The sequence below is a fragment of the Nocardia citri genome, assembly GCF_054065835.1.
Genome location: NZ_JBSUQM010000012.1, coordinates 146,289 through 167,097, shown reverse-complemented (window position 1 = coordinate 167,097; position 20,809 = coordinate 146,289). Strand labels below are relative to the sequence as shown.

16 protein-coding genes are annotated in these 20,809 nt (G+C 62.9%); 7 read left to right on the top strand and 9 right to left on the bottom strand.

Going from position 1 to position 20,809, the window contains the following annotated elements; all coding sequences use genetic code 11:
* Positions 1 to 106 precede the first annotated feature (106 nt).
* Positions 107 to 1,585, bottom strand: a complete 1,479-nt coding sequence (locus ACW2Q0_RS18730) for an MFS transporter (protein ID WP_457191811.1) — start codon at positions 1,583 to 1,585, stop codon at positions 107 to 109.
* 169 nt (positions 1,586 to 1,754) lie between these two features.
* On the opposite strand from ACW2Q0_RS18730, the gene ACW2Q0_RS18725 reads away from it, so the two are divergent.
* The gene (locus tag ACW2Q0_RS18725) at positions 1,755 to 2,669 is read left to right on the top strand and encodes a LysR family transcriptional regulator (RefSeq protein ID WP_457191809.1); all 915 of its coding nucleotides are present in this window, start codon (positions 1,755 to 1,757) and stop codon (positions 2,667 to 2,669) included.
* 488 nt (positions 2,670 to 3,157) lie between these two features.
* Here the strand turns inward: ACW2Q0_RS18725 and ACW2Q0_RS18720 are convergent, their stop codons facing one another.
* The 4 genes from ACW2Q0_RS18720 to ACW2Q0_RS18705 all read right to left on the bottom strand — a co-directional run bounded on the left by ACW2Q0_RS18720 (position 3,158) and on the right by ACW2Q0_RS18705 (position 7,464).
* A complete protein-coding gene (locus tag ACW2Q0_RS18720; protein ID WP_457191807.1) occupies positions 3,158 to 4,573 on the bottom strand; it encodes a hypothetical protein in 1,416 nt (471 codons plus the stop codon).
* A 181-nt stretch (positions 4,574 to 4,754) separates the two neighbouring features.
* Positions 4,755 to 5,810 (bottom strand): hypothetical protein, encoded by a 1,056-nt coding sequence (locus tag ACW2Q0_RS18715; protein ID WP_457191805.1) that lies wholly within the window; start codon positions 5,808 to 5,810, stop codon positions 4,755 to 4,757.
* A 137-nt stretch (positions 5,811 to 5,947) separates the two neighbouring features.
* The gene (locus tag ACW2Q0_RS18710) at positions 5,948 to 7,195 is read right to left on the bottom strand and encodes a cytochrome P450 (protein ID WP_457191803.1); all 1,248 of its coding nucleotides are present in this window, start codon (positions 7,193 to 7,195) and stop codon (positions 5,948 to 5,950) included.
* A 71-nt stretch (positions 7,196 to 7,266) separates the two neighbouring features.
* Positions 7,267 to 7,464, bottom strand: coding sequence for a ferredoxin (locus ACW2Q0_RS18705; RefSeq protein ID WP_457191801.1), 198 nt, complete (start codon positions 7,462 to 7,464; stop codon positions 7,267 to 7,269).
* 345 nt (positions 7,465 to 7,809) lie between these two features.
* Between ACW2Q0_RS18705 and ACW2Q0_RS18700 the strand changes: the two genes are divergently transcribed.
* The 3 genes from ACW2Q0_RS18700 to ACW2Q0_RS18690 all read left to right on the top strand — a co-directional run bounded on the left by ACW2Q0_RS18700 (position 7,810) and on the right by ACW2Q0_RS18690 (position 12,167).
* Positions 7,810 to 9,096, top strand: coding sequence for an amidohydrolase family protein (locus ACW2Q0_RS18700; RefSeq protein WP_457191799.1), 1,287 nt, complete (start codon positions 7,810 to 7,812; stop codon positions 9,094 to 9,096).
* 121 nt (positions 9,097 to 9,217) lie between these two features.
* Positions 9,218 to 10,735 carry an FAD-binding oxidoreductase gene (locus tag ACW2Q0_RS18695; RefSeq protein ID WP_457191797.1) on the top strand — a complete coding sequence of 506 codons (1,518 nt, stop codon included), beginning with the start codon at positions 9,218 to 9,220 and terminating at the stop codon, positions 10,733 to 10,735.
* Between the two features lie 31 nt (positions 10,736 to 10,766).
* Positions 10,767 to 12,167: an MFS transporter gene (locus tag ACW2Q0_RS18690; protein ID WP_457191795.1), complete on the top strand. Its 1,401-nt coding sequence runs from the start codon at positions 10,767 to 10,769 to the stop codon at positions 12,165 to 12,167.
* 125 nt (positions 12,168 to 12,292) lie between these two features.
* Here ACW2Q0_RS18690 and ACW2Q0_RS18685 read toward each other — a convergent pair whose 3' ends face one another.
* From ACW2Q0_RS18685 to ACW2Q0_RS18675, 3 genes are all read right to left on the bottom strand, one after another.
* Positions 12,293 to 12,898 carry a carboxymuconolactone decarboxylase family protein gene (locus tag ACW2Q0_RS18685; RefSeq protein ID WP_457191793.1) on the bottom strand — a complete coding sequence of 202 codons (606 nt, stop codon included), beginning with the start codon at positions 12,896 to 12,898 and terminating at the stop codon, positions 12,293 to 12,295.
* A gap of 122 nt (positions 12,899 to 13,020) precedes the next feature.
* Positions 13,021 to 13,971, bottom strand: a complete 951-nt coding sequence (locus ACW2Q0_RS18680; protein WP_457191791.1) for a LysR substrate-binding domain-containing protein — start codon at positions 13,969 to 13,971, stop codon at positions 13,021 to 13,023.
* 36 nt (positions 13,972 to 14,007) lie between these two features.
* Positions 14,008 to 15,069: an alcohol dehydrogenase catalytic domain-containing protein gene (locus ACW2Q0_RS18675; RefSeq protein WP_457191789.1), complete on the bottom strand. Its 1,062-nt coding sequence runs from the start codon at positions 15,067 to 15,069 to the stop codon at positions 14,008 to 14,010.
* A gap of 350 nt (positions 15,070 to 15,419) precedes the next feature.
* On the opposite strand from ACW2Q0_RS18675, the gene ACW2Q0_RS18670 reads away from it, so the two are divergent.
* Together ACW2Q0_RS18670 and ACW2Q0_RS18665 are read left to right on the top strand one after the other, a co-directional pair.
* Positions 15,420 to 16,079, top strand: a complete 660-nt coding sequence (locus ACW2Q0_RS18670; RefSeq protein WP_457191787.1) for a class I SAM-dependent methyltransferase — start codon at positions 15,420 to 15,422, stop codon at positions 16,077 to 16,079.
* A 552-nt stretch (positions 16,080 to 16,631) separates the two neighbouring features.
* Positions 16,632 to 18,440, top strand: a complete 1,809-nt coding sequence (locus ACW2Q0_RS18665) for a serine/threonine-protein kinase PknD (RefSeq protein ID WP_457191785.1) — start codon at positions 16,632 to 16,634, stop codon at positions 18,438 to 18,440.
* A gap of 617 nt (positions 18,441 to 19,057) precedes the next feature.
* Here the strand turns inward: ACW2Q0_RS18665 and ACW2Q0_RS18660 are convergent.
* The gene (locus ACW2Q0_RS18660) at positions 19,058 to 19,873 is read right to left on the bottom strand and encodes an SDR family oxidoreductase (protein ID WP_457191839.1); all 816 of its coding nucleotides are present in this window, start codon (positions 19,871 to 19,873) and stop codon (positions 19,058 to 19,060) included.
* Between the two features lie 178 nt (positions 19,874 to 20,051).
* On the opposite strand from ACW2Q0_RS18660, the gene ACW2Q0_RS18655 reads away from it, so the two are divergent.
* Complete coding sequence (locus ACW2Q0_RS18655) at positions 20,052 to 20,600, top strand: TetR family transcriptional regulator (protein ID WP_457191783.1); 549 nt, start codon at positions 20,052 to 20,054, stop codon at positions 20,598 to 20,600.
* Positions 20,601 to 20,809: the final 209 nt, after the last annotated feature.

The window sequence follows — 20,809 nt, the reverse complement described above, 5'->3', positions numbered from 1 at the left end:
GGTCGGTGTGGGTCGGCATCGTTCGGTTTCGGCCCACACCACACTGCGCGGGAGACACAGCTGCGTTCTCTGTGGCTCGGGTGCCTGGCTGCCCTGAGTGAGGTGCTTACGGTGTTGGAGCGGCTGGGGGTTGAGTACCTGCTGCACAAAGCCGGTAGTGGCCCGCGCTTCCGCGTGTTCTCGAGGGGTGCAAGCCGATGGCGACGACAGCGGCGGCCAGCAGCACGACCGCGCCGATGAGGCCGAGCCCCTGGCCCATGCCGTCGGTGAACGCGACAGCATCCAACCCGCGGCCGGCGTGGGCGCCCAACGCGACGCCGATGACCGCGACGCCGAGCGCGGCACCGAATTCCCGTGCGGCGGTGTTCAACCCGGCACCGAGGCCCGACTGCTCACGGGGCAGCCCCGCCACGACGCCGCTGGTCAGCACCGGGGCGCACAGTCCGAAGCCAGCCGACAGGACGAGCAGATACAGTGCGTACACCGGATACGGTGTGGCGGCCGACGCGCTGGCCGACGCCAGCAAGCCGATTCCGAGCAACGCGAGCCCACCGGTTGCGGGCAGACGCGGACCGAAGCGGGCGTCGATACGCACCGCCAGACGCGGCACGAGGATCATGCCGACAGTTACTGGAAGTACCGCGAGCCCGGCGGCCGCCGCCGAGAAGCCCTTGACGTTCTGCAGGTATTGGGCGTTCACGAAGAACAACGCGAATAATCCGAAAAAGCTTGCTGCCGTGCCCAACAGGGCGATGCGCAATGTGTGGGAGCGGAACAGGCCCGGATCGACCAGCGGATGCGGCACGCGCAGGGAATGGATCACCATTGCCGCGAGCAGTAACGTGCCGGTCGCGAAGCCGGCAAGAACCGTTGGTGAGGTCCAGCCATGGCCCGGGCCCTCGATGATGCCGTACAGGATCGCGGTCGACCCGGCGGTGAGCAGCACCGTACCGATCGGGTCCGGGCTCGCCGCGCGGCGGGGTGTGCGCGGAGTCACCCGCCACACCAGCACGGTCAGCGCCGCGGTGATCGGTGCGATCGCCCAGAACAGTGCCTGCCACGGCAGGTACTGCTGCAGCAGGCCGCTGCCGATATTGCCCAGTGCGCCACCGAGACCCACCGACAGCGTCCACGCAGCCAGGGCTTTCGCGCGCGCCTGCGGCGTGCCCGACAACTGCACCAGGATCGACATGGTGGCGGGCATGATCAGTGCAGCGCCAGCTCCCGAGAGCGCGCGTCCCACGATCAGCACCGCGGCGTGCGGGGCGAGCGCGCTGGTGATAGCGCCGATTGAGAACAGACCGAGTCCGCACAGTAGCGCGCCCCTACGGCCGTACCGGTCACCGAGCGCTCCGGCCGGAATGAGCAGCCCGGCGAACACGATGACGTAGGCGTCCACGGTCCATAGCAGCTGCTCCGCGGTGGGCTGCAGCGCTGAGACGGCGAGTTTCGGAATGGCGAGATTGATTGCGGCCACCATGCTCTGGGCGGCCATCACACACGCGCACAGGGTGAACAGTAGGAGACGCGAGACGGCGTGGTCCGCGTCCGAGTGCGTCGCAGCGGGCGTCACGGTCGGAGTCATTGATGAAATCCTTTGCGGGCGAATCCAACTCGGATGTGTCGCGGCAGTCGGTGGGGCCATCCGGGTATTTGCTGGGCTGCGGATTCGACGTGGAACTGCCACGGTCACAGCGGATTCGACGCTAGGGTGAACTACGAAATTACTCAAATGCAATATCGGAAAGAAATACATGCGTGAAACGCAATCGACTGGCCCGCGTGGCCTGGATTTGAACCTGCTGGAAGCCCTTGACGCCCTGCTGACCGAACGCAGCGTGACCGGTGCCGCCGACCGCTTGCATCTGTCCGAACCCGCTGTGAGCCGAGCGCTCGGACGGATCCGGCGCGCACTGGGCGATCCGATCCTGGTGCGTGCCGGCCGGAACATGGTGCCCACCCCACATGCGCTGGCCATCGAGGCCGAGGTGCGTGACGTAGTAGAGCGGGCACGGGCGCTGTTCTCGTCAACGAACGTCGACATCCGCAGCGTGGCGCGCACCATGACGATGCTCGCGCCCGATCTGGTGATCGCCGCCTACGGTCCGGCACTGCTGGCATGCGCGGCTGCGGACGCGCCAGGCGTGCGCCTGCGATTCCTGCCGGAAAGTCACGTCGACCTCCCCATGCTGCGCGAAGGGGAGGCCGACCTCGAAGTGGGCTTGATCGACAGCCGCGCGCCGGAGATCCACCGCGAGCCGCTCTACAAAGACCGGATGGTCGGCCTGGTCCGGCCCGGTCATCCGCTGCTGCGGCCCCGGCACATCACCGTACGCCGATACGCGCAGGCGCGGCACCTGGTCGTGTCACGCCGCGGCCGCGGCTACGGCCCCATCGATGCGGCGCTCGAGCAGCAGGGATTGCGCCGCAATGTGGCGGCGATCACCGGTACCTCCCCGGCCGCGCTGTTCCTGCTGCTCGGCAGCGATCTCGTCGGCCAGATCCCGGCCCGAGTGAGCCACGTCGCCGAGCGGGTCGGGCTCGTAGTATTCGACCTGCCGGTGGATTTGCCGTCGCTGTCGTTCGCCATGGCCTGGCATCCGCGCCACGACGCCGACCCCGCCCACGCGTGGCTGCGCGAGCGGGTGCGGGAACTGATGGCAGCGTAGCGGCCAAGCACACGACCGGGGTCTGGAATGAGGCCGGGGCAAGCTCGACGACTTACCCAGGTACAACCAAGTCGGCTCCACCGACAGCTACCCGCGCCTGCCCGATCACCGTCATTTTCGGATTAGGCCCGACCGGCGTCCGCCGTGCTCGCGAGCCCGCGACCTCGACGCCGCCCTCATGATCGACGAGTTCACCTCCGTACGAGCACAATTCCCCGACACCCCAGCGTTGTTCCATTCTCGCTTCGCCACCCATGGCTTTATCACCGAGCAGAACTGTCATCCGTTCGCGACAGGTGATGATGAGCGGACCGTGATGGCGCACAACAGAGTTCTCCCCCGACATCGTGCACCCCGACCTTCTACGACGCGGCGTAACCAATCGCGACGCAGCTATCTGCCCGGCCAACCCTGCTCCCGCCGAGAAATGGACATCCGGAGGTGATTCATCCTCCGCATACATCGCTCCCCCACCGACACAACGCCGTTCAGCTCACCGACCGGCTGGCCCTGGGGTGATGGGTCGACGAAATCCGCTGCGCGTCTCTGTCGTACGGCGCGGGTGCGATCCTTGCCCGGATGGCAGTCTGCTCATGCCGCTCGACCTGGGGCTTACGGGAACCTCCATTGGGCTCGCCCCAGGTGATGACGACTTCGGAGCCGATCTCCGCGTGTCCATGGTTTATTACCGCGAGCGAGAGGATGTCACCCAGCGGATTCTGGTAGGCCGCGTGGCGCGACAGGCCGATCAGGTCTCCCCGGGGGGAGCGAATTTCGTCGTGCTGGCTCCAGGCGTAGTTCACGATGGGGAACGCGAAGGCCTTGTATCGCGGTTCCGATCCGAACTGAGACCGCAAAACCCGTGCGATGTCCTCCCGATCCCATACCAGCGTCACCTTGGTCCGCTTGGCCCCCTCGGGGAGGCCAGCGAGTACTTCTCTTCCGTGAAAGTCGTGATCGAACTTGATCACGTTCCCGTAGCCGAAATCGTACGGCGTCGCATAGTAATCCTCGATATTCGATCCGACGAAGCTACCACCCAGCTCGAAGTTCGTCTCGTAGGTATTAGCAGGCAATGTCCGGCGGTAATCCTTCAGCTCCGGGTCGGTGAGTATCCCAGGTACGGGATACGGCATCCAGCCGCTGGTCAGGTTACTGTAGTAGGCCGTCATCCCCATCTGTTTCAAACCGAAGTCTTTGCCGGCTTCCAGAACGAGCGAGCGAACCGACTCTTCTTCGGCGAAAGGCCCGGAAAGTTCAACCGCGAAAGAACCTGTCATGCCGTGCCGCAGTGCCATGACGTCGTGTTTGCCTATGCGCACGAGCTGGTGGCGGAAGAACGGGATTTCCGGGGTCTTTCCGTGGACTGCACGATCGAAGATCGCCTCGGCATTTGGCCCGGCCAACTCGAACCGGTACCTGACGCGGGTACCGCGCGGGTTGTTGTTGGTGGATTCATCGCGGAAGAGTTCGACGTCGTAGCCACCCTGTTTCGCCTGATATTCCACCCAATTGTGCACCGGCGCACCGCTCACGAGCTCAAAACTCTCCTCGCCGTGTCGGTAGAGGATGCTGTCGCCGATGAGGTGGCCGCTGGGCGTGCAGGCGATGAACTGCTTGGCCCGATCAACCGAGTAGTTCTTGAAACTGTTGATCGCGATCGAGTTCAGTAGGGCGAATGCACCCGAGCCTTTGACGAACAGCGATGGCATGTTGTGTGACTGATGCAGGAGAACTGCTGTCTCCGCGGCCGCCGTCTGCTCATCGCGCCAGTTCGAAAACACCAGCGGTACCGGGTCGGCCCGCACCGCTCGCGAGGAGTGCATGGGCTTGACGTCGTTGTACAGGTGGCTTACCAGATCGGTTGTTCGGTCGATGAATTCCTGCAGGTTCTCGCTGCACATGTCGCATCTCTTCTCTGTCGTGGCCGCCTGGCCACCGTGGACGGTCACGAGCTCGCGACCGATGGCTGTGGCCCCGACACGGTCCACTCGGGCGCTTGCACTTGTAGTCTTCTCGAGGTTCGTTGTGGCCGGCTCAGGCATTCGTCGGCCGGCCACGGCAGCTGTGCCTGCCTCGACCGGGTCAGATCGTCGGCTCGACGACCAACCGCTCGTCGGTGAACTTGCCCTCCTCGAGTATGGCTTTGCCGTCGAGCAGCACGGTGCAGTCCGACATGGGAATGTCGATGTGTCCCTTGGTCGACCGCGTGCCGCCGTGTTCGGTATTGGGGCCGGTGGAGAACAGGAAGTTGCCCGCGTAGACACGCGCGGCCGCGGTGAGCCGGTTCAGCTGCGCATTGACGTGGAAGATGTAGTCGCGGTGCGCGTTCGGGTGCAGGCCGAAACCGAGATGCGAGATGGCGTAGGGGTCCATGTCGTCCTCGGAGACCTTGTTGCGGTCGAGCCAGTGCCTGAACTCGCGCGCATCGGCGCTGCCTTCGACCTTGCGAATGAAACCGTCGCGGACCTCCAAGCGGATCTCCGATTCCACGATCCGCGCGAAGGGCAGAATCCACATGTCACCGGGCTGGATCACCACTGTCCCGTTGGCGCTGCCCTCATCCGGGCAGTTCGTGATGTGACCCGCACCCCACAAATCCATCCGGCCCGGCTCTTCGGCGAAGCCGTACTGCGACTTCACCCTGAGCTCACCACGCGTCCAGGTCAGCTCCGTGCCCGCCTGGTTGAGCAACGTGATCTCACGAGCACCTGACCACAGCTCCGCGGCCTGCAGCACAGCCGGCTTCAATCCCGGCGGGGAAAGCAGCTTTTCCAACTCCACCGGACCATCCATGATGGTCTGAATCCGCACGCCGGCGTCACGCAGCTGACGCGACCAACTGGCGAAGTTCGGCGGGTGGAACGTGACCACCAACTGACTCTGCCTGAGCGCCGACATGATCCCTTCCGCGCCCGTGATGCCGTCGGCGGCCACGCGGCTGGGGTCGGGCAATGAGCTGAATCCGAGCTCGAAGGCGAAAGCCCCGAGTTCCTTCAACGCATGCGACGCCGCAGCGACATAATCACGGGGAGTATCAAGGTTGGTCAGCAGAGCCACGGTCTCTCCGGGCTTGACCGCACACTGTTCGAGATTCTTCCGGAACAGACCGGCCAACTGAACCTGGTGCACAAGGGACATCTAGATCACGCTTTCTCTCAGTAGACTTCGAGTTCGTATTGCAGCGACGGTTGCGACGAGATGCTGTCTCGGGGGCTTCCGAGCGATCCGGCTAATTCGGCACTCCATATTCCGCGGGTAGGAGGTTGAGGTGAGTGTCAGTCACCCAGTCGCACAGGCAACCGGCGGAAGCCCAAATTTGCCCCGCCTTCGAGACCGGTGTACTCCGGCTCACCGCCTAGCCTTATTCGCGGCAGCTCACGCAATTCTTCGAGAAGTATGCGCAGTTCGGTGCGGGCAATGGGTGCACCGACGCACTGATGTATGCCGGCGCCGAAGGCGAGGTGTCCGCGCGCACCTCGGGAGACGTCGGCCTCGGCGCCCCCTGGGTATTTTTCTTCGTCTCGGTTGGCGGATCCGTAGGCAAGCAACACCGGCTCACCAGCCGGGATGATGACGTCGCGAACTTGGACTGCACGCGTGGTTGTCCGGGCGAATAAATGGGCAGGGCTGTGCTGCCGCAGCGACTCTTCGACAAAACGCGGAATGATGGCGGGATCATTTCGAATCTGCTCTTGGAGATCAGGCGACGAGCCGAGGAGATAAGCGACATTGCAGAGCGCATTGACGGTCGTCTCGTGGCCGGCGATAGCAAATGTGGTCAGAGTACTGATGAGTTCGTCATCGGTTATCGGTCGACCGTCGATTTCTGCGCTCAGAAGTGTTGTGATGTAGTCGGGCTTCGGGTTGGATCGGCGTTCTGCGATTTCCTCGGCCATAAGGTCGCGGAGTGGATTTCGGGCTTCGTGAAGAGGCCGTTTAGCGGCCTCGTCGAAGGATGCCTGGGTCAGTTCACGGAACTGGGAAACAGTGGTTTCAGAGTAACCGATGAGTTCGGAGAGTACCCGCAGCGGCAGTGGCGCGGCGACAGTCTCTACGAAGTCGGCCGACTTCGCTGCGGCAAGGTCACCGAGAAGTTGCTTGATCGTCTTGCGGACCAGCGGCCCCAGTCCCGTGATTTTCTCCGGAGTGAAGGCCGCGGTGAAGAGCGAGCGATAGGCGGTGTGTATGGGAGGATCGAAATCGATCGGAATCGAGTGACCTACCTCAGGAACTCTAACCCCGTTTGCGGAGGAAAATGTTTTATGGTCGCGCGCCGCTGCAATAACGTCGTTGTATCGCGTAAGGATCCAGAATCCGCCATGCGATTTCGAATGCGCTACCGGGCAGCGAGAACGCAGCTCCGCATAGGTTTCCCAAATGTTGTGCTCACCCATATCCGCCGCGTGGTGGTCGAAATCCACGTCGATGTTGCTACTCATATCACGCTCCTGGGTCTTGCGGGATTTGCGATTTACTTCGCATGCCTGATGCGTAAATTCGGGAACCTGCGATTCGAACAGCACGCAGCGTTGCCCCGATGCTCTCCGGCGTGGTCGAACAGTCGACAAGCCCGGTTAGCTGCCGGCAGTAATTCTCAGCTGCACATGGCGATAACATCAGCCGGGCAGTCATTGATGGCTTGTTCAACCGCGAAGCGCAAGTCCTCGGGTGGGTCTGTCTGCAGCAGCACGGCTTTGGCGTCGTCGTCCAGGTCGAAAACCTCAGGTGCGGCGATGAGGCAGTAGCCGCAACTGGTGCAACGCTCGCGGTCGAGGGTCAGGTGCATGGACATTTACAAACTCCTTCGGTGTCCACTCCTCTACGAGACTTGTGGGCCTCGCGGGCACATATCGGCGCCCAGGTGGTCAGGGCTAATACGGAGGACACGGCGAGCATTCCTGGGAGAACTCCGAATAACCGGGACCTTTGGTGCCGATGCTAGACCCACGCTTTTCCATCCGTCCAATAGGATTCGTCCCAGGCATATGCCTTTATGGGCATACCGGCGAGCGAGGTCGGCCATCGTCCCAGTTCAGCGGCGAGTCAGAGGTACTCAACCCCGCGACGACGACGATTTGGCATAGGTAGGCGCAGATCGGCATTGGTGCTATTTCGAAAACTACGAGATTCTCTAGTCATGCTGACTCCGCACGAGAGCACCCCCGACCGAGAGCTGGTAATCACGGGTGCACGTATCGTCACTCTCGATGATACGAACACCGTTATCCGCAACGGCTTCATCCGAATTTCGGGCGACACGATCGTCGGAATCGGTCCCTCGGAGGACTATCGTGCGCGGCCCGGTGTCACCGTTATCGACGCTAACGGCTTGGTGGCCCTCCCCGGTCTCGTCAACGCCCACATGCATTTTCACTATCGACGTTGCGGCGGCACAGTTGGACCCGAGATCCTCGGTCCACCGGCACTGGATGCTCTGAGGTCGACGCGAACCGCGTTCAATATGCTGCGCGAGGGCGTAACGAGTGTGCGGGACCTCGGTCACGACGATCACTCCCGACTGCATGTCCGCGACGCCATCGACTCGGGAATGATCGTCGGGCCGACCGCGACCGTGTCCGGTGCCGCGCTCGGAATGCCCTACGGGCATGCTGATTTCGTCGCAGAACGGGTGAACGGAATCCAGGATCTAGTGGTCGCGATCCGCAGACAGGCGCATGAAGGCGCCGACCTGATCAAGATCATCGCCAGCAACGAGGACCTCCCCAATCCGCCCGGCAAAGAGCTGAGCACCAACTGGTACAGCCGAGAAGCGATCGATATCGCGGTGGAGACGGCACATGAGTGCGGCCTCCCGATCGCCGCACATGCCATCGGAACCCGCACAATCGAGTGGTGCATCGAAGCCGGTGTAGACACCATCGAACATGGAATCTACCTGCAGCCTGATCAAGCAAAAGCCATGGTCGAGCGCAACATCTCGATGGTCCCGACGCTGTCCGGCTACTACGAGAACAGCCGCACCTACTGGGGCCGAGCTTGGCAGCCGCGATACGCCGCCCTGTGGGAAGTACACCGCGAGACGATTTCCAACGCCGTCGAGGCGGGCGTACGGATCGGGTTGGGCACTGACACGCTCGGCACGATGGTCCTCGAAGCTCACCTGCTCCATACCTTTGGTGGTGCGTCGCCGCTCGACGCACTCGAGGCGGCTACCCGCGGCGGTGCGGCCATTGTCGGGCGTCAGAAGGAAATCGGCAGCCTCGAGACAGGCAAGCGTGCCGACATCGTCCTGATCGATGGATCGCCGGAGCAGAACCTGAAGGACTTGGCGAAGGTCCGGCACACCGTCGTCGGTGGCGTCGCGTTCAGCCGCGAGGAGCTGTCCAAGGTGATCCCCGGTCGGCACAAGTTGTACGTCGACGAGTGGGATGGATCTGACGGCTCCGGACCGCTCGGTACCTGACCGGGCGAGCGCGACTAGCCAATTCAAGCCGACCGGCACACGTGGGACGGATATACCCACAAAGTAACCGGCCGCCACCTCGATCGGGCGGCCAGACTGCGGAGAAGGGCAATCGAACCTGATGAGCATTGTAATCGACACCAGCCTGGAGCGGTTCGAAGCAGACGTACGGCGTGAGCTCGGCCGGGACGCCACGACTCGCGACGAAGAGACGTTGGCCAGGTACGGCGCTCACGGACTTCCGGGCCCCGACATTCCGCCGGTCCTGGTCACCTTCCCCGGATCCACCGGCGATGTCCAGACCCTGGTCCGCCTGGCCGCTCGCCACAAGATCGAGCTCTGCCCTATAAGCACCGGTCAGAACATTGGCATGGGGTCGGCCGCGGCGGCGCGGCATGGTCAGGTCATAGTCGACCTCGGGCAGCGGATGAATCGGATACTCCACGTCGACGACGTGCTCAACTACGTCGTCGTCGAGCCTGGCGTGACCTATCAGCAACTGCACGACGAACTGGTCCAGCGCGGCGATCGGCTCATGCTCGACACGACGAGTGGTCCACCGTTGGGCGGTCCCCTCGGCAATACCCTCGACAAGGGTGCAGGCTACACCCCGGCCGGAGATCACTTCGGTAGCAGTTGCGGCTTCGAGGTCGTCCTTCCCGATGGCCGCATCCTGCGCACCGGCGACGGGTCCGTTTCCGGTGCCAAGTCGTGGCACCTCTCGAAGTACGGCCTCGGGCCGGTACTCGACGGACTATTCGTCCAGTCGAACCTCGGCATTGTCACAAAAATGGGCATCTGGCTTCTCCAGCGGCCTCCCGTGGTTCGCGCCTTCGGGTTCAGCTATCCCGAAGACGAGGATCTGGCCGAGATCATCGAGCTGGTTCGTCCGTTGAAGCTCAGCAATGCCGTTCCTACCGCGATCAAGGTCACCAGCGACCTGTACTCGCTCGGCACCGAGATGCGATTCCCCGAGGACCTCGCCGGAGGGGCGTCGTCACTCGACAACGCGGCGCGCGCCGAACTGCGTCGGCGACACAACTGGGGCGCTTGGACTGTGACGGGTGCGGTTTACGCGGCCGATGAAGACGCCGCCGAGGCGCAGTTGACCCGCGTGCGCGAACACTTCCTGGCCGGTGGAAAGGCCACCTATCTGGATCATGAGACCATCTCGAATGATCCGAAACTGCGCATCCACCTCGACACGTATACGGGCAGGCCCACTGCCTCCGAGCTCGAGATCCGCAACTGGCGTGGCGGCGGACTCGCCTCGATGACGCCCGGGACACCGCTGATCGGCAGCGTCGCCGCGGAGCATCAGGCGTTGTCGCGCCGGATTCTCAACGAGCACGGCTTCGATTTCGTCGTCGAGTACATTTGCGCGGGCCGCCTCGCGCGTGCGCTGCACATGGTCTTGTTCGACTCCGCGAACCCGGAGGAACGGAGCCGTGCCGTAGCTTGCGTCAGTGCGCTCGCCGACGCCTATGCGGCGGAAGGCTGGCCGGTGTCGCGCATGCCCATTCACCTGCACGGTGACGAAATGCAGCGTCGAGAAGTATTCAAAGATATCTGTAGTGCAATCAAATCGACGATCGATCCGAATCGGTTGATTGCACCCAGTCGCTACGGAATCGTGTAAACCGCGCCCGAAAACGACAGGAGAAAATCGTATGACGTCGAACCGTCCCGCTCTCGGCGACGCAGATCCATCAGGGCGCGGGCCGGCGCGACAGTCCGGCTTCACGGATGGCCCCATACCGACGGCCGCAGACACACCGACGATGCCCGAGTCGATGTGGCGCGTCGCGGCGGCGAGCAGTGTGGGCAGCATGATCGAGTGGTATGACTTCTTCATCTACGGGTTCGCGGCGGCGCTCGTATTCGGCAAGGTTTTCTTCCCCGCGCTGGGAACTGCAGCCGCCACAGTCGCCTCGTTCGCCACGCTCGGCGTCGCGTTCGTTGCCCGGCCGATCGGTGCAATCGTGTTCGGGCACTTCGGTGATCGGCTCGGTCGCAAGAAAACGCTGATCGCCTCGCTGCTCATGATGGGCCTGTCGACCGTGCTGGTCGGCCTGATCCCGACCGCGAACGAAATCGGCGTAGCGGCACCGGTGTTGCTGGTGGTCCTGCGCATTGTGCAGGGGCTGGCGGCAGGAGGAGAGTGGGCAGGTGCCGCACTGTTCGCCGCGGAGAACGCCCCCGCGGCAAAGCGTGGATTCTGGGCGATGTTTGCCTCGCTGGGCGGCGGACTCGCGCTTGCCCTCGCCCCCGCGACTTTTCTGGTCGCCGGCATCGGAATGAGCGATGACGCATTCGTAGGGTGGGGTTGGCGCCTACCGTTCCTTGCCAGCTTTGCGCTCATCGGTGTCGGTCTATGGATCCGGTTGAGAATGACTGAGACGCCAGTATTCGAATTGGAGATGGCTCGAAGTCCATCGACCCGGGTTCCGTTCGTCGAGGCATTGAAACGGCAACCACTGCGGATTCTTTTCGCTAGTGGAACGATGATCATCGTCGCGGCCTTCGGATACACCGGTGCGACATATTTCACAAATTACGGAACGTCTACCTTGGGCCTCGGGCGGACAGTCGTTCTGTCGATGAGCACCCTGGGTGGCTTGTGCAGCGTGCTAGGAATTCTCGTCGGCGGCGCGATCTCGGATCGATTCGGTCGGCGCCGGGTGGTGCTTGTGGCGACCGCTCTCGGAATCGTATGGGCGCCGGTGTTATTTCCGATCTTGGACAGTGGGTCATTGTTCTTGTTCGGCGTCGGGATCGCCGTGACGATGTTCATCAATGGATATGGATTGGGCCCGATGAGCGCCTATATGTCGGAACTGTTCGACACGCGCTACCGCTACACCGCCGCGGGCTTGAGTTACAATTTTGCCACGATTATCGGCGGCGGTATTGTGCCGATCCTCGCCGTTGCGATTACCGCCGCTTTCGGCGGGTTCGTTTTCAGTATTTTGCTGGCGGGCCTGGCTGTCGTCAGCATGCTGTGCGCCCTCGCACTTCCCGAGACGCGGAGTTACGAGTTGTACAAGTTGCCCGAGGCTGAATCCACGTGAGACATGATCTCAACCCGGGTCACCGCAGGTAACCCTCCCCGATGCCACCACAAGCCCACGCTTCGGGTAGAGGTCCCGGGTCCGCCGTCGGGTCTCCGGCCAGCGGACCGGGGAGAGTTCGCCGATCACTCGTGGTCGCCGGCGAACGCCGGGCTGATCCCTTCGGGCAACGGGGCACGCCAAACGCGCAGCACAAGGCTGAGCATTTCTCGGTAACCGGTCAGTACAACCACGTCGGACAGCGTTTCGATCCCGAGTATTTCCACAGCGCTTCCAAAGAGCTCGCCTTCGATGTCCTGCTCTTTCACCAAACGCGCTGTGATCGTGTACACCATTGCCTCGTCATCCGAGAATGTCGGCACGCTCTGGTCTATGCGGATGGCGTCGATCTCGTCCTGAGTAAGCCCGATAGCCAGCCCGACGCGCTCGTGCGCATACCATTCGTACTCGGATCGGTGCAGCGCCGCGACCGTCAAAACGGCGATCTCCCGTTGTCGGGCAGTGAGATTCGTGCCGTTGCGGACAGCGTCCCCGAGTTCTTGAATTCCGTGACCCACTACAGGATTCAAGAGCATGGCATTGAATGGACCCTCCAGGCGGCCATCCGCATCCGTCACTCGGAAAGTGGCGGGGCCGGGACCCGTCGGCACGCGGAGGATCCTTTCGTAGAAGGCCCGGCGCGATTCGTCGAGTTCCTCCGGTTTCGGCCAGTACAGGCGACCATGTTCCATCTGTGCTTCCCTCTTCTGTGGAATAAGAATTCCGCGTTTCGATTCCGACGCAGAAAATAACAGCCTAAATTGCCGTAGCGTGATGCCGAACAACGGCGCGCGATATCCGCTCGACCCGATGACTAGGTCGAAAATACCATCATTTTGGAATACGAATTCAGCCTGCCTCGAAGCTCCTCGGCAGTCGAGAGCAGCAGTTCCATCAAAAGCCGAACGCCCCGACTCGGATGGCGATTCTCGGAAACGGTGAGACCAACCGTGCTGGTGATGTTCGGTAGCTGGATGGGCAGGATCTCCAAGGCTGAATCGCTCTCGGCGATGAGGAAGGGCAGAGCAGCGACAGCATCGGACGAGACGAGGAGATTGTGCAGAGTGAGAATCGACGTGCACTCGATGCGATTCTCCGGAAGTTTGAATCCTCGCGAAGCGAACAGCATCTCGAGCTCTCGGCGCAGCATCGTCTGATCAAGTGGGATGATCCACGGGTAATCGAAAAGGTCGTCGAAGGTCGGGTTTCCGCCTGCGACCAGGGGATGCCCTTTGCGAGCGACGGCGCGGATAGGCTCGGGATACAGCCCGAGTTGTCGCAGACCGGTCGGGGCCAATCCAGTCGTGATGCGACCAATCGTGATGTCGACCTCCCCCGAGAGGAGCGCCGAGCGCATCAGATCGGGTGTCATCTCCCGCACGATGACAGTGATACCCGGATGTTTCTCCTTCAGTGCATGAATTGCCTTCGGAAGAAGAATATTCGAGCCGGCCAAATGCGTCCCAACGGTCACCCGTCCCGCAGTTGCGTCAGCCAGTTCGTGCAAATGCTGATCAGCCTGCCGCACGTGAGACAAGATGGATCGCCCGTGCTCGAGAAATATTTCTCCAAAAACTGTCGGAGACATCCCGCGCGGTCCGCGATGGAACAGCTCGACACCGAGCACACATTCGAGATCGCGCAGCCCACGCGTGACAACCGGCTGCGTGACGTGCAAGGCTTCCGCTGCGCGAACAATACTACCATAATTGGCAATAGTCACCGCGAAAACGATTTGCCGAAGCTTCAGCCGGTCAACCAACATATCGTTACCCTTATATCTGTATTGGACCATTACCTGTCAGGGGCGGATTACCATCTTCAAGAAACCGTTCTCGCGGTCGGCGAACGCCGCGGCTGCGCTGGGCAATTCATCCAGTGTCACTTCGTGTGAGATCACCGAGGTCGGGTTGATGACGCCGCTACTGATCAACTGCATGGCTTTCCATTGGGCTGCCTTGGCATTCGCGGAGCCATTCAACCGAATCTGTAGGTTCTTGCGGTACATGTCAAACAGCGACACCGGGTGCTCCACCTCCAGGTAGACCCCGCCACCACTGATGATGGCTCCGGGGCGAGCGATCGACAGAGCGAAATTGAATGCGGGGCCACGGCCGGCGAACTCGATTACCTTGTCGACGCCTCGGCCCGCGGTCGCCTCGGCTACCGCGGGCAGTGCGTCGGAGCCACTGGCGTCGACCGCCTGCGCACCACGATCCGCTGCCGCGGCAAGCCGGCTCGGCACGGTATCGAACGCCAGAATCGGCCTGCGGGTCCGCTGCCGTGCCAGGGCGAGTGCCAACAGCCCGGTCGGGCCACATCCGATCACCGCGACAGCGTCCGTCGCCTCGATACTCGCCGCATCGACCGCGATGATCGCAGCCGGCAGATTACAGGACAGGAACAGTGCGCTGACGTCGTCGATGTGGTCCGGGACATGCTCGAGACTGTCGTCGGCCAGCGGGACGCGAACGAATTCCGCCTGACTGCCGCCGAGATCGCCGAATGCGACACCAGCCCTGAATATCGCCCCCTTTGATGTCTCGCAATGAGCTGTCTGACCAACGCGACACAAAAAGCAAGTACCACAACTGACCGAATAGGGAAAGGTCACCCGGTCGCCGACAGCGAAGCGCCGGACTCCGTCTCCGACCTCGACGACTTCCGCGCAAATCTCGTGACCGAGCGTCGTACGGCCGAGGGCCACCAGCGGATCCGCCTCGCCCCCGTAGGTGTACAGATCGGAACCGCACATCGATGTGGTGATCGTCTTGACGATGACATCACTGGCGTGCTCGATCCGGGGATCCTCGACCTTCTCGATCCGAACGTCCCGCGCCCCGTGATACACCGCTGCACGCATACCATGTCTCCGATCCCGCCAGGGTATTTCCTGACCGTAACGTCATACTAGAGTGATATTCTAATAGGTGGAACCCTTCGATGGAAGTTCACCAAACTGATACAGCCAGCGCCGCCGTGGGCGCGATCGGATCCGCCGCGCCATAGGATCGTGCGAGCATGCTGACCTTGCGGTCGCCGATGCGCATGTCGCCACGGACGCCGAGTCCTGCGGCACTGCGCATCAGCGCCCGAAGGATGCCGGCACCGCCTCGCAACAGCGGAACCGCGACGACGAGGTGCCCTGAGCTCCGTCGTGCAAGCCACTGGTCAACCTCGACCACGAACTAACTTAAGTTAAGGAGTGAATCAGTGGGTCTCGGACATCTGCTGCATCACAATCCCGACCAAGGCACCACGGGGCTCACCATCGATCACGGCGGCGGTTACGACGTGTTCGGCGCGGTGTTCTTCGGCGGCCGCCGCGACCGCGTCTACCGCCGCCTCGCCGAGCTGAGCGGCGCCGAACCCGGTGATCGGGTCCTCGATATCGGCTGCGGCACTGGCCATTTGAGCCGTCGCTTGGCCGCTGCCATAGGCTCCGGGACAGTTCTCGGCATCGACCCGTCCGCCGCGGTTCTCGACCGTGCCCGCAAGACCACCAAGGAACCGAACTGCACCTACACCGTCGGGGTCGCCGAATCGCTGACCGCCCATGGTAATTCGTTCGACGTGGTGGCCAATTGCCTGATGCTGCACCACCTCCCCGAGGATCTGCGCCCCACCGCCCTCGCGGAGATGCGGCGCGTACTGCGTCCCGGCGGACGACTGCTGATCGGTGAATTCCGGCCACCGGCGAACCACGTGGCCCGACACGTCGTCGGCATACTGACCGGCCCGGCCATGGAACACAACCCCATCCACCTGCTCGAACCAGCCGTAGCCGCAGCGGGATTCGAGCAAGTCGCCTCGGGAGATCTGCACCCGTGGATCCGCTACATCACCGCGATCAAGCCGGGCACTGCCGAATGAGACACCCGACAGGCGGCCCGCGGGTGCGCTGCGGATTATCGCGCGTCCCATTTGAATGTGCCTGCCACCGCGGCGTTTTCGGGTTTGCTGCCGTTGGCGGTGGAGGAGGTGGTCGATGAAGGTGAGCAGGTCTTCCTGCTCAACGATATGTTCCGTGGGTTGCTGATACCACACCAACGTCGGTGTCTTTTGGGCAGCCTCTGTCGACCTGGATAACTGACTCGGCATGGTGGAGCGACGAGGACAGCGAATGGCTGCTCCGCGGTCGACAGCGCGCAGCGAAGATAAACTTGCTCGTCGAGCATCCGCGGCAACTGCGGATCGTAGGGCGCGAGACCAGTCGGTTCGAGCTGTGGCGGTTCGCTGTCGACCCAGGGTGTAGCCATCTGCTGCCGGGTACTGCACAGCTGTCGAGCGACCTCGGATGCACCGACGATAGCGCCCGACTATTGAGCATCTGGCCTGGCTGAATCAACTAGTGTGGGGGCTATCTGCTCGCGGGTGCGGGTTGAGTACGGCCGTTAGCCAGACAAGTGGTCACGGGACGGCACAATGGATGACACACCAATGGGTGGCGGGGACACCGTCCGGGCGTCGGGGCCAGCGGTGGCGTTCGGTCGCTACCGGCTGTTGTCGCTGCTTGGTCAGGGCGGCATGGGCCAAGTATGGCGGGCACATGATTCGCTGACCGACCGGGTGGTTGCGCTAAAAGTGTTGCCTGAGCGCTTCGCCGATGACGAAGAGCTGCGCGAGCGGTTCCGCCGGGAGTGCCGGACGGTGGCACAGTTGACCGAGCCGCATGTGATCCCCATCCACGACTTCGGCGACATCGACGGTCGGCTCTATCTGAATATGCGCCTGATCGAGGGCACCGACCTGCGCACGGTGCTCATGCGAGAAGGGGCCTTGTCGCCGCAGCGGGCAGTGGCGATCATCGCTCAGGTGGCCGGCGCGCTGCAGGCGGCTCACGACGCCGGACTGGCGCACCGCGACGTCAAACCGTCCAACATCCTGCTGTGCGCCGATGATTTCGCCTACTTGATCGACTTCGGGATCGCCCACGCCGCCGACGACCGTACGCTGACCAAGACCGGCGAGACCCTCGGCACCTTCGCCTATATGGCGCCGGAGGCGATTAGCGCGGAGGTCAAGACCGATGCCCGAATGGACGTATATGCGTTGGCGTGCGTGCTGGATGAGTGCCTGACCGGTCGGCCACCGTTTGCGAGCACATCGGGTATAGAGGGTGTGATCGCCCATCACCTGCGCACCCCGCCGCCGCGACCCAGCACCACGACACCCGATGTACCGACTGCCTTCGATGCCGTCATCGCCAAGGGAATGGCCAAAAACCCCGACGATCGATACCAGACCGTGCGCGAACTGGCCGCGGCGGCCCGCGCCGCAGTGGGCGATTCCGCGGTCAGCACCAGCGAGGGCGTATCGGCCCGCCGTGGGCGGCGAATCAGATTGTCGTCCAAGACCGCTGGACTGCTCGCTGCCGCGGTCACAGTTGCGGTGGTGGCCGCCGTCGCGGTGATCATCGGCGTCCAACGGGAATCAGGCGGCGGTGGCAACTCCCCCACATCTATCGCCCCGGCCTACTCGCCACAGACTCCGCTGCCGTTCACCGGCGTCAGCCTGCCCACCGGTGTGGGGGTCGACACGGCGGGCACCGTATACGTCACCGACATGGGTAACGATCGGGTGGTGAAGTTGGCGGCGGGCGCGTCGGACCCGACCCCGCTGCCGTTCACCGGCCTGAAGAATCCCCAAGGTGTGGCTGTCGACACGGCGGGCACCATATACGTCACCGACACGAGCAACAATCGGGTGATGAGGTTGGCCGCGGGCGCGTCGATGCCGACCCCGCTGCCGTTCACCGGCCTGAAGAATCCCCAGGGCGTGGCCGTCGACACCGCCGGAGCCATATATGTCGCCGACCAGGGTAATGATCGGGTGGTGAAGTTGGCGGCGGGCGCGTCGGCGCCGACGACCCTGCCGTTTACCGGGCTCCAAGATCCCCACGGTGTGGCGGTCGACCCAGCGGGCAACGTATACGTGACCGAATTGGGTACCGAGCGGGTGGTGCGGTTGGCGGCGGGCGCGTCGGCACCGACCACGCTGCCGTTTACCGGGCTCAAAGATCCCCAGGGCGTGGCAGTCGACATGGCGGGAGACGTGTACGTCGTCGACTGGGGTAACAAATGGGTGGTGCGGTTGGCGGCGGGCGCGTCGACGCCGACCCCGCTGCCGTTCACCGGCCTGAAGAATCCCCAGGATGTGGCGGTCGACCCGGCGGGCAACGTATACGTCACCGACCTGGGTCCCGATCCGGTAGTGAAACTCCCGGTCGGCTGAATCACCCAGACCGGCCCACACGATCCCAGCGGTGCCGCGATCGGGAAGACATGGCGGTTCGATCGACCAGAACCTCCCGACCGGAACCATCGCGATCATCGACCTGCCCCACACCGACTGAACGATCAATCGGACACCGCCGCATCGGCCGCGCCGGGCCACCCTTCCTCAGCGTGCTCACAGCAGACCGAAATACCGGCGCGTTCGAGCAACCGGTCGGCGATATGGATGCGCTCGTTTCGGTCAGCTACCGCCCCGAATGAGCTGAAGCCGAAACCTCCTGACGGACAGGAGGTTTCGGCTTCTTACTCGGACCCGGCGAATGAAGGCATTACGCCAGTACTTGCCGGTTCGAGGGTTGATCCCGACGATCCGACATGCTTCCCGACTGCTGTAACCCTGACGCGTGAGCTCGAAGTATGCTGCCGCTCACGAACCAGCTACTTCCGTCCTTGCGGCGCCCGGACCGCCCGGATCTCGAATTCCATCGCATCCCCTCAGATCAAGGGGTGTTGCGACGATCCCTAGAACCGGCTCGGCCCACCGATAGGAAGGTGCGTTCAACACCTCTCTGCATCAGCCTTGTCGCTAGCTCGTCTACCTAGCGATCTACAGGTTCAGGCGGGGGCGCCTTCGGCCTCGACCGACACTTCGGCCCACTCGTCCCACGTCTTGAGTCGTTCACTGTAGATCTGCGGGACAATCTGGAGGGGGACGGTGCCGAAGAAGACCCGCAGCGGAGGGTTCTCTGCGTCTACGATTTTCAGCAGTGCAGGGCCCGCGGCAGTGGGGTCGCCGATCGTTCCGCCGGCGAACGCCGCAGCGACGGCCTCGCGTGCACCGTCATACGCCGAGAGCGGTTCGGCCTGGACTGCGGACGATCCCGCCCAGTCCGTGGCAAAGCCGGCGGGCTCGACGATGGTGACTTTGATCCCGAATGGGGCGACCTCCTGAGCGAGGGCATCGCTCAGACCCTCCAGCGCCCACTTCGAGGCGTTGTAGCCACCCAACGTGGGAAATGAGGCTACCCCGCCGACGGTGGAAATCTGCACGATGTGGCCCTCACCCTGGTCACGCAAGTACGGCAGGACCGCCTGGGTCACCCACAGTGCGCCGAAGAAGTTCGTTTCGAGTTGATCGCGGATCTCCTTCTCGCCGATTTCCTCGACAGCGCCGAAAAGGCCATATCCGGCGTTATTGACGACTACGTCCAAGCGCCCGAAGTGATCATGAGCCTGCCGGACAGCCGCAGTGACTGCCGCTTTGTCGGTCACGTCCAACGTGAGCGGCAGGATCGCGTCGCCGTACGCGGCGACCAGATCGGACAAGGTTTCGGTGTTACGGGCGGTAGCCGCAACCTTGTCACCGCGGGACAGGGCCGCATCGACGAAGTGGCGGCCGAAGCCACGGGACGAACCGGTGACGAACCAGATCTTGCTCAAGGGATGCTCCAGTAGTTGATACGAAGTATTCAAACGCAACTCTAGATCATTATGAGACTTAGTCTCAATATGAGCCTGCAAGTGTAGACTTCTTGTAATGAATGACACATCGACAGCTCCCACCCGCCACGCGGCGCCCTCAACACTCCGCGCTCGGACACGACAGGCAATGCAGGCCGAGGTGAGTTCGGTGGCTTTCCGCCTGTTCGCCGCGCAGGGCTTCGATCAGACAACCGTCGATCAGATCGCCTCCGAGGCGGGCTTGTCGCGTGCCACCTTCTTTCGGTATTTCGGGACGAAGGAAGATGTCGTCCTCGGCGATCTCGAAGATCTCGGCCGAGATATCGCGAGGCGCTTTGCCGAGCGCCCCGCCGACGAGCGCCTCTGGGAGTCGCTGCGCCGCGCCTTCGACGTTCTGACCGAGTTCAATGCCGACGAACCCGAGAAGGCATTGGCTTATGTACGTATGCTCTGCGAGACCCCATCCTTGAAAGCCCGACAGTGGGAGAAGCAACAGACTTGGCACGACTTTCTCGTGCCGGAGGTCTCCCACCGACTTGGCATCGACCCAACGGCCGTTGAGGATCCCCGCGCTCGCGCGCTCGTCGCCTCGGCCCTCGCATGCAAGGATGCAGCGACAGACGCCTGGACGGCTTGTAATGGCACTATTCCCCTCGCCACACTTATCGACCGCGCTATGGGGACCCTGACCACTTAAGCCATAGAAAGAATGTTCCACATTTGCCCCGCCTTCGAGAAGCTCAGTCGCTGGATCCCCAGTACCGATGTGTGATCGAGGGATCGAAATCCACCGACCGGTGGTTACAGACCGACATCGCAACCGGGCCACCGAAGCCGTGGTGGCGAGGAGGTTTTCGGCGTTCTAAGCCGCAACCCGTGGATTGACGCGGCGTTTCTTGGAGTAGC

Bases quoted from the DNA above. Each gene is read 5' to 3' on its own strand.
- ACW2Q0_RS18730 (WP_457191811.1), bottom strand. From the start codon at position 1,585: ATGACTCCGACCGTGACGCCCGCTGCGACGCACTCGGACGCGGACCAC.
- ACW2Q0_RS18725 (WP_457191809.1), top strand. From the start codon at position 1,755: ATGCGTGAAACGCAATCGACTGGCCCGCGTGGCCTGGATTTGAACCTG.
- ACW2Q0_RS18720 (WP_457191807.1), bottom strand. From the start codon at position 4,573: ATGTGCAGCGAGAACCTGCAGGAATTCATCGACCGAACAACCGATCTG.
- ACW2Q0_RS18715 (WP_457191805.1), bottom strand. From the start codon at position 5,810: ATGTCCCTTGTGCACCAGGTTCAGTTGGCCGGTCTGTTCCGGAAGAAT.
- ACW2Q0_RS18705 (WP_457191801.1), bottom strand. From the start codon at position 7,464: ATGTCCATGCACCTGACCCTCGACCGCGAGCGTTGCACCAGTTGCGGC.
- ACW2Q0_RS18700 (WP_457191799.1), top strand. From the start codon at position 7,810: ATGCTGACTCCGCACGAGAGCACCCCCGACCGAGAGCTGGTAATCACG.
- ACW2Q0_RS18695 (WP_457191797.1), top strand. From the start codon at position 9,218: ATGAGCATTGTAATCGACACCAGCCTGGAGCGGTTCGAAGCAGACGTA.
- ACW2Q0_RS18690 (WP_457191795.1), top strand. From the start codon at position 10,767: ATGACGTCGAACCGTCCCGCTCTCGGCGACGCAGATCCATCAGGGCGC.
- ACW2Q0_RS18685 (WP_457191793.1), bottom strand. From the start codon at position 12,898: ATGGAACATGGTCGCCTGTACTGGCCGAAACCGGAGGAACTCGACGAA.
- ACW2Q0_RS18680 (WP_457191791.1), bottom strand. From the start codon at position 13,971: ATGTTGGTTGACCGGCTGAAGCTTCGGCAAATCGTTTTCGCGGTGACT.
- ACW2Q0_RS18675 (WP_457191789.1), bottom strand. From the start codon at position 15,069: ATGCGTGCAGCGGTGTATCACGGGGCGCGGGACGTTCGGATCGAGAAG.
- ACW2Q0_RS18665 (WP_457191785.1), top strand. From the start codon at position 16,632: ATGGATGACACACCAATGGGTGGCGGGGACACCGTCCGGGCGTCGGGG.
- ACW2Q0_RS18655 (WP_457191783.1), top strand. From the start codon at position 20,052: ATGCAGGCCGAGGTGAGTTCGGTGGCTTTCCGCCTGTTCGCCGCGCAG.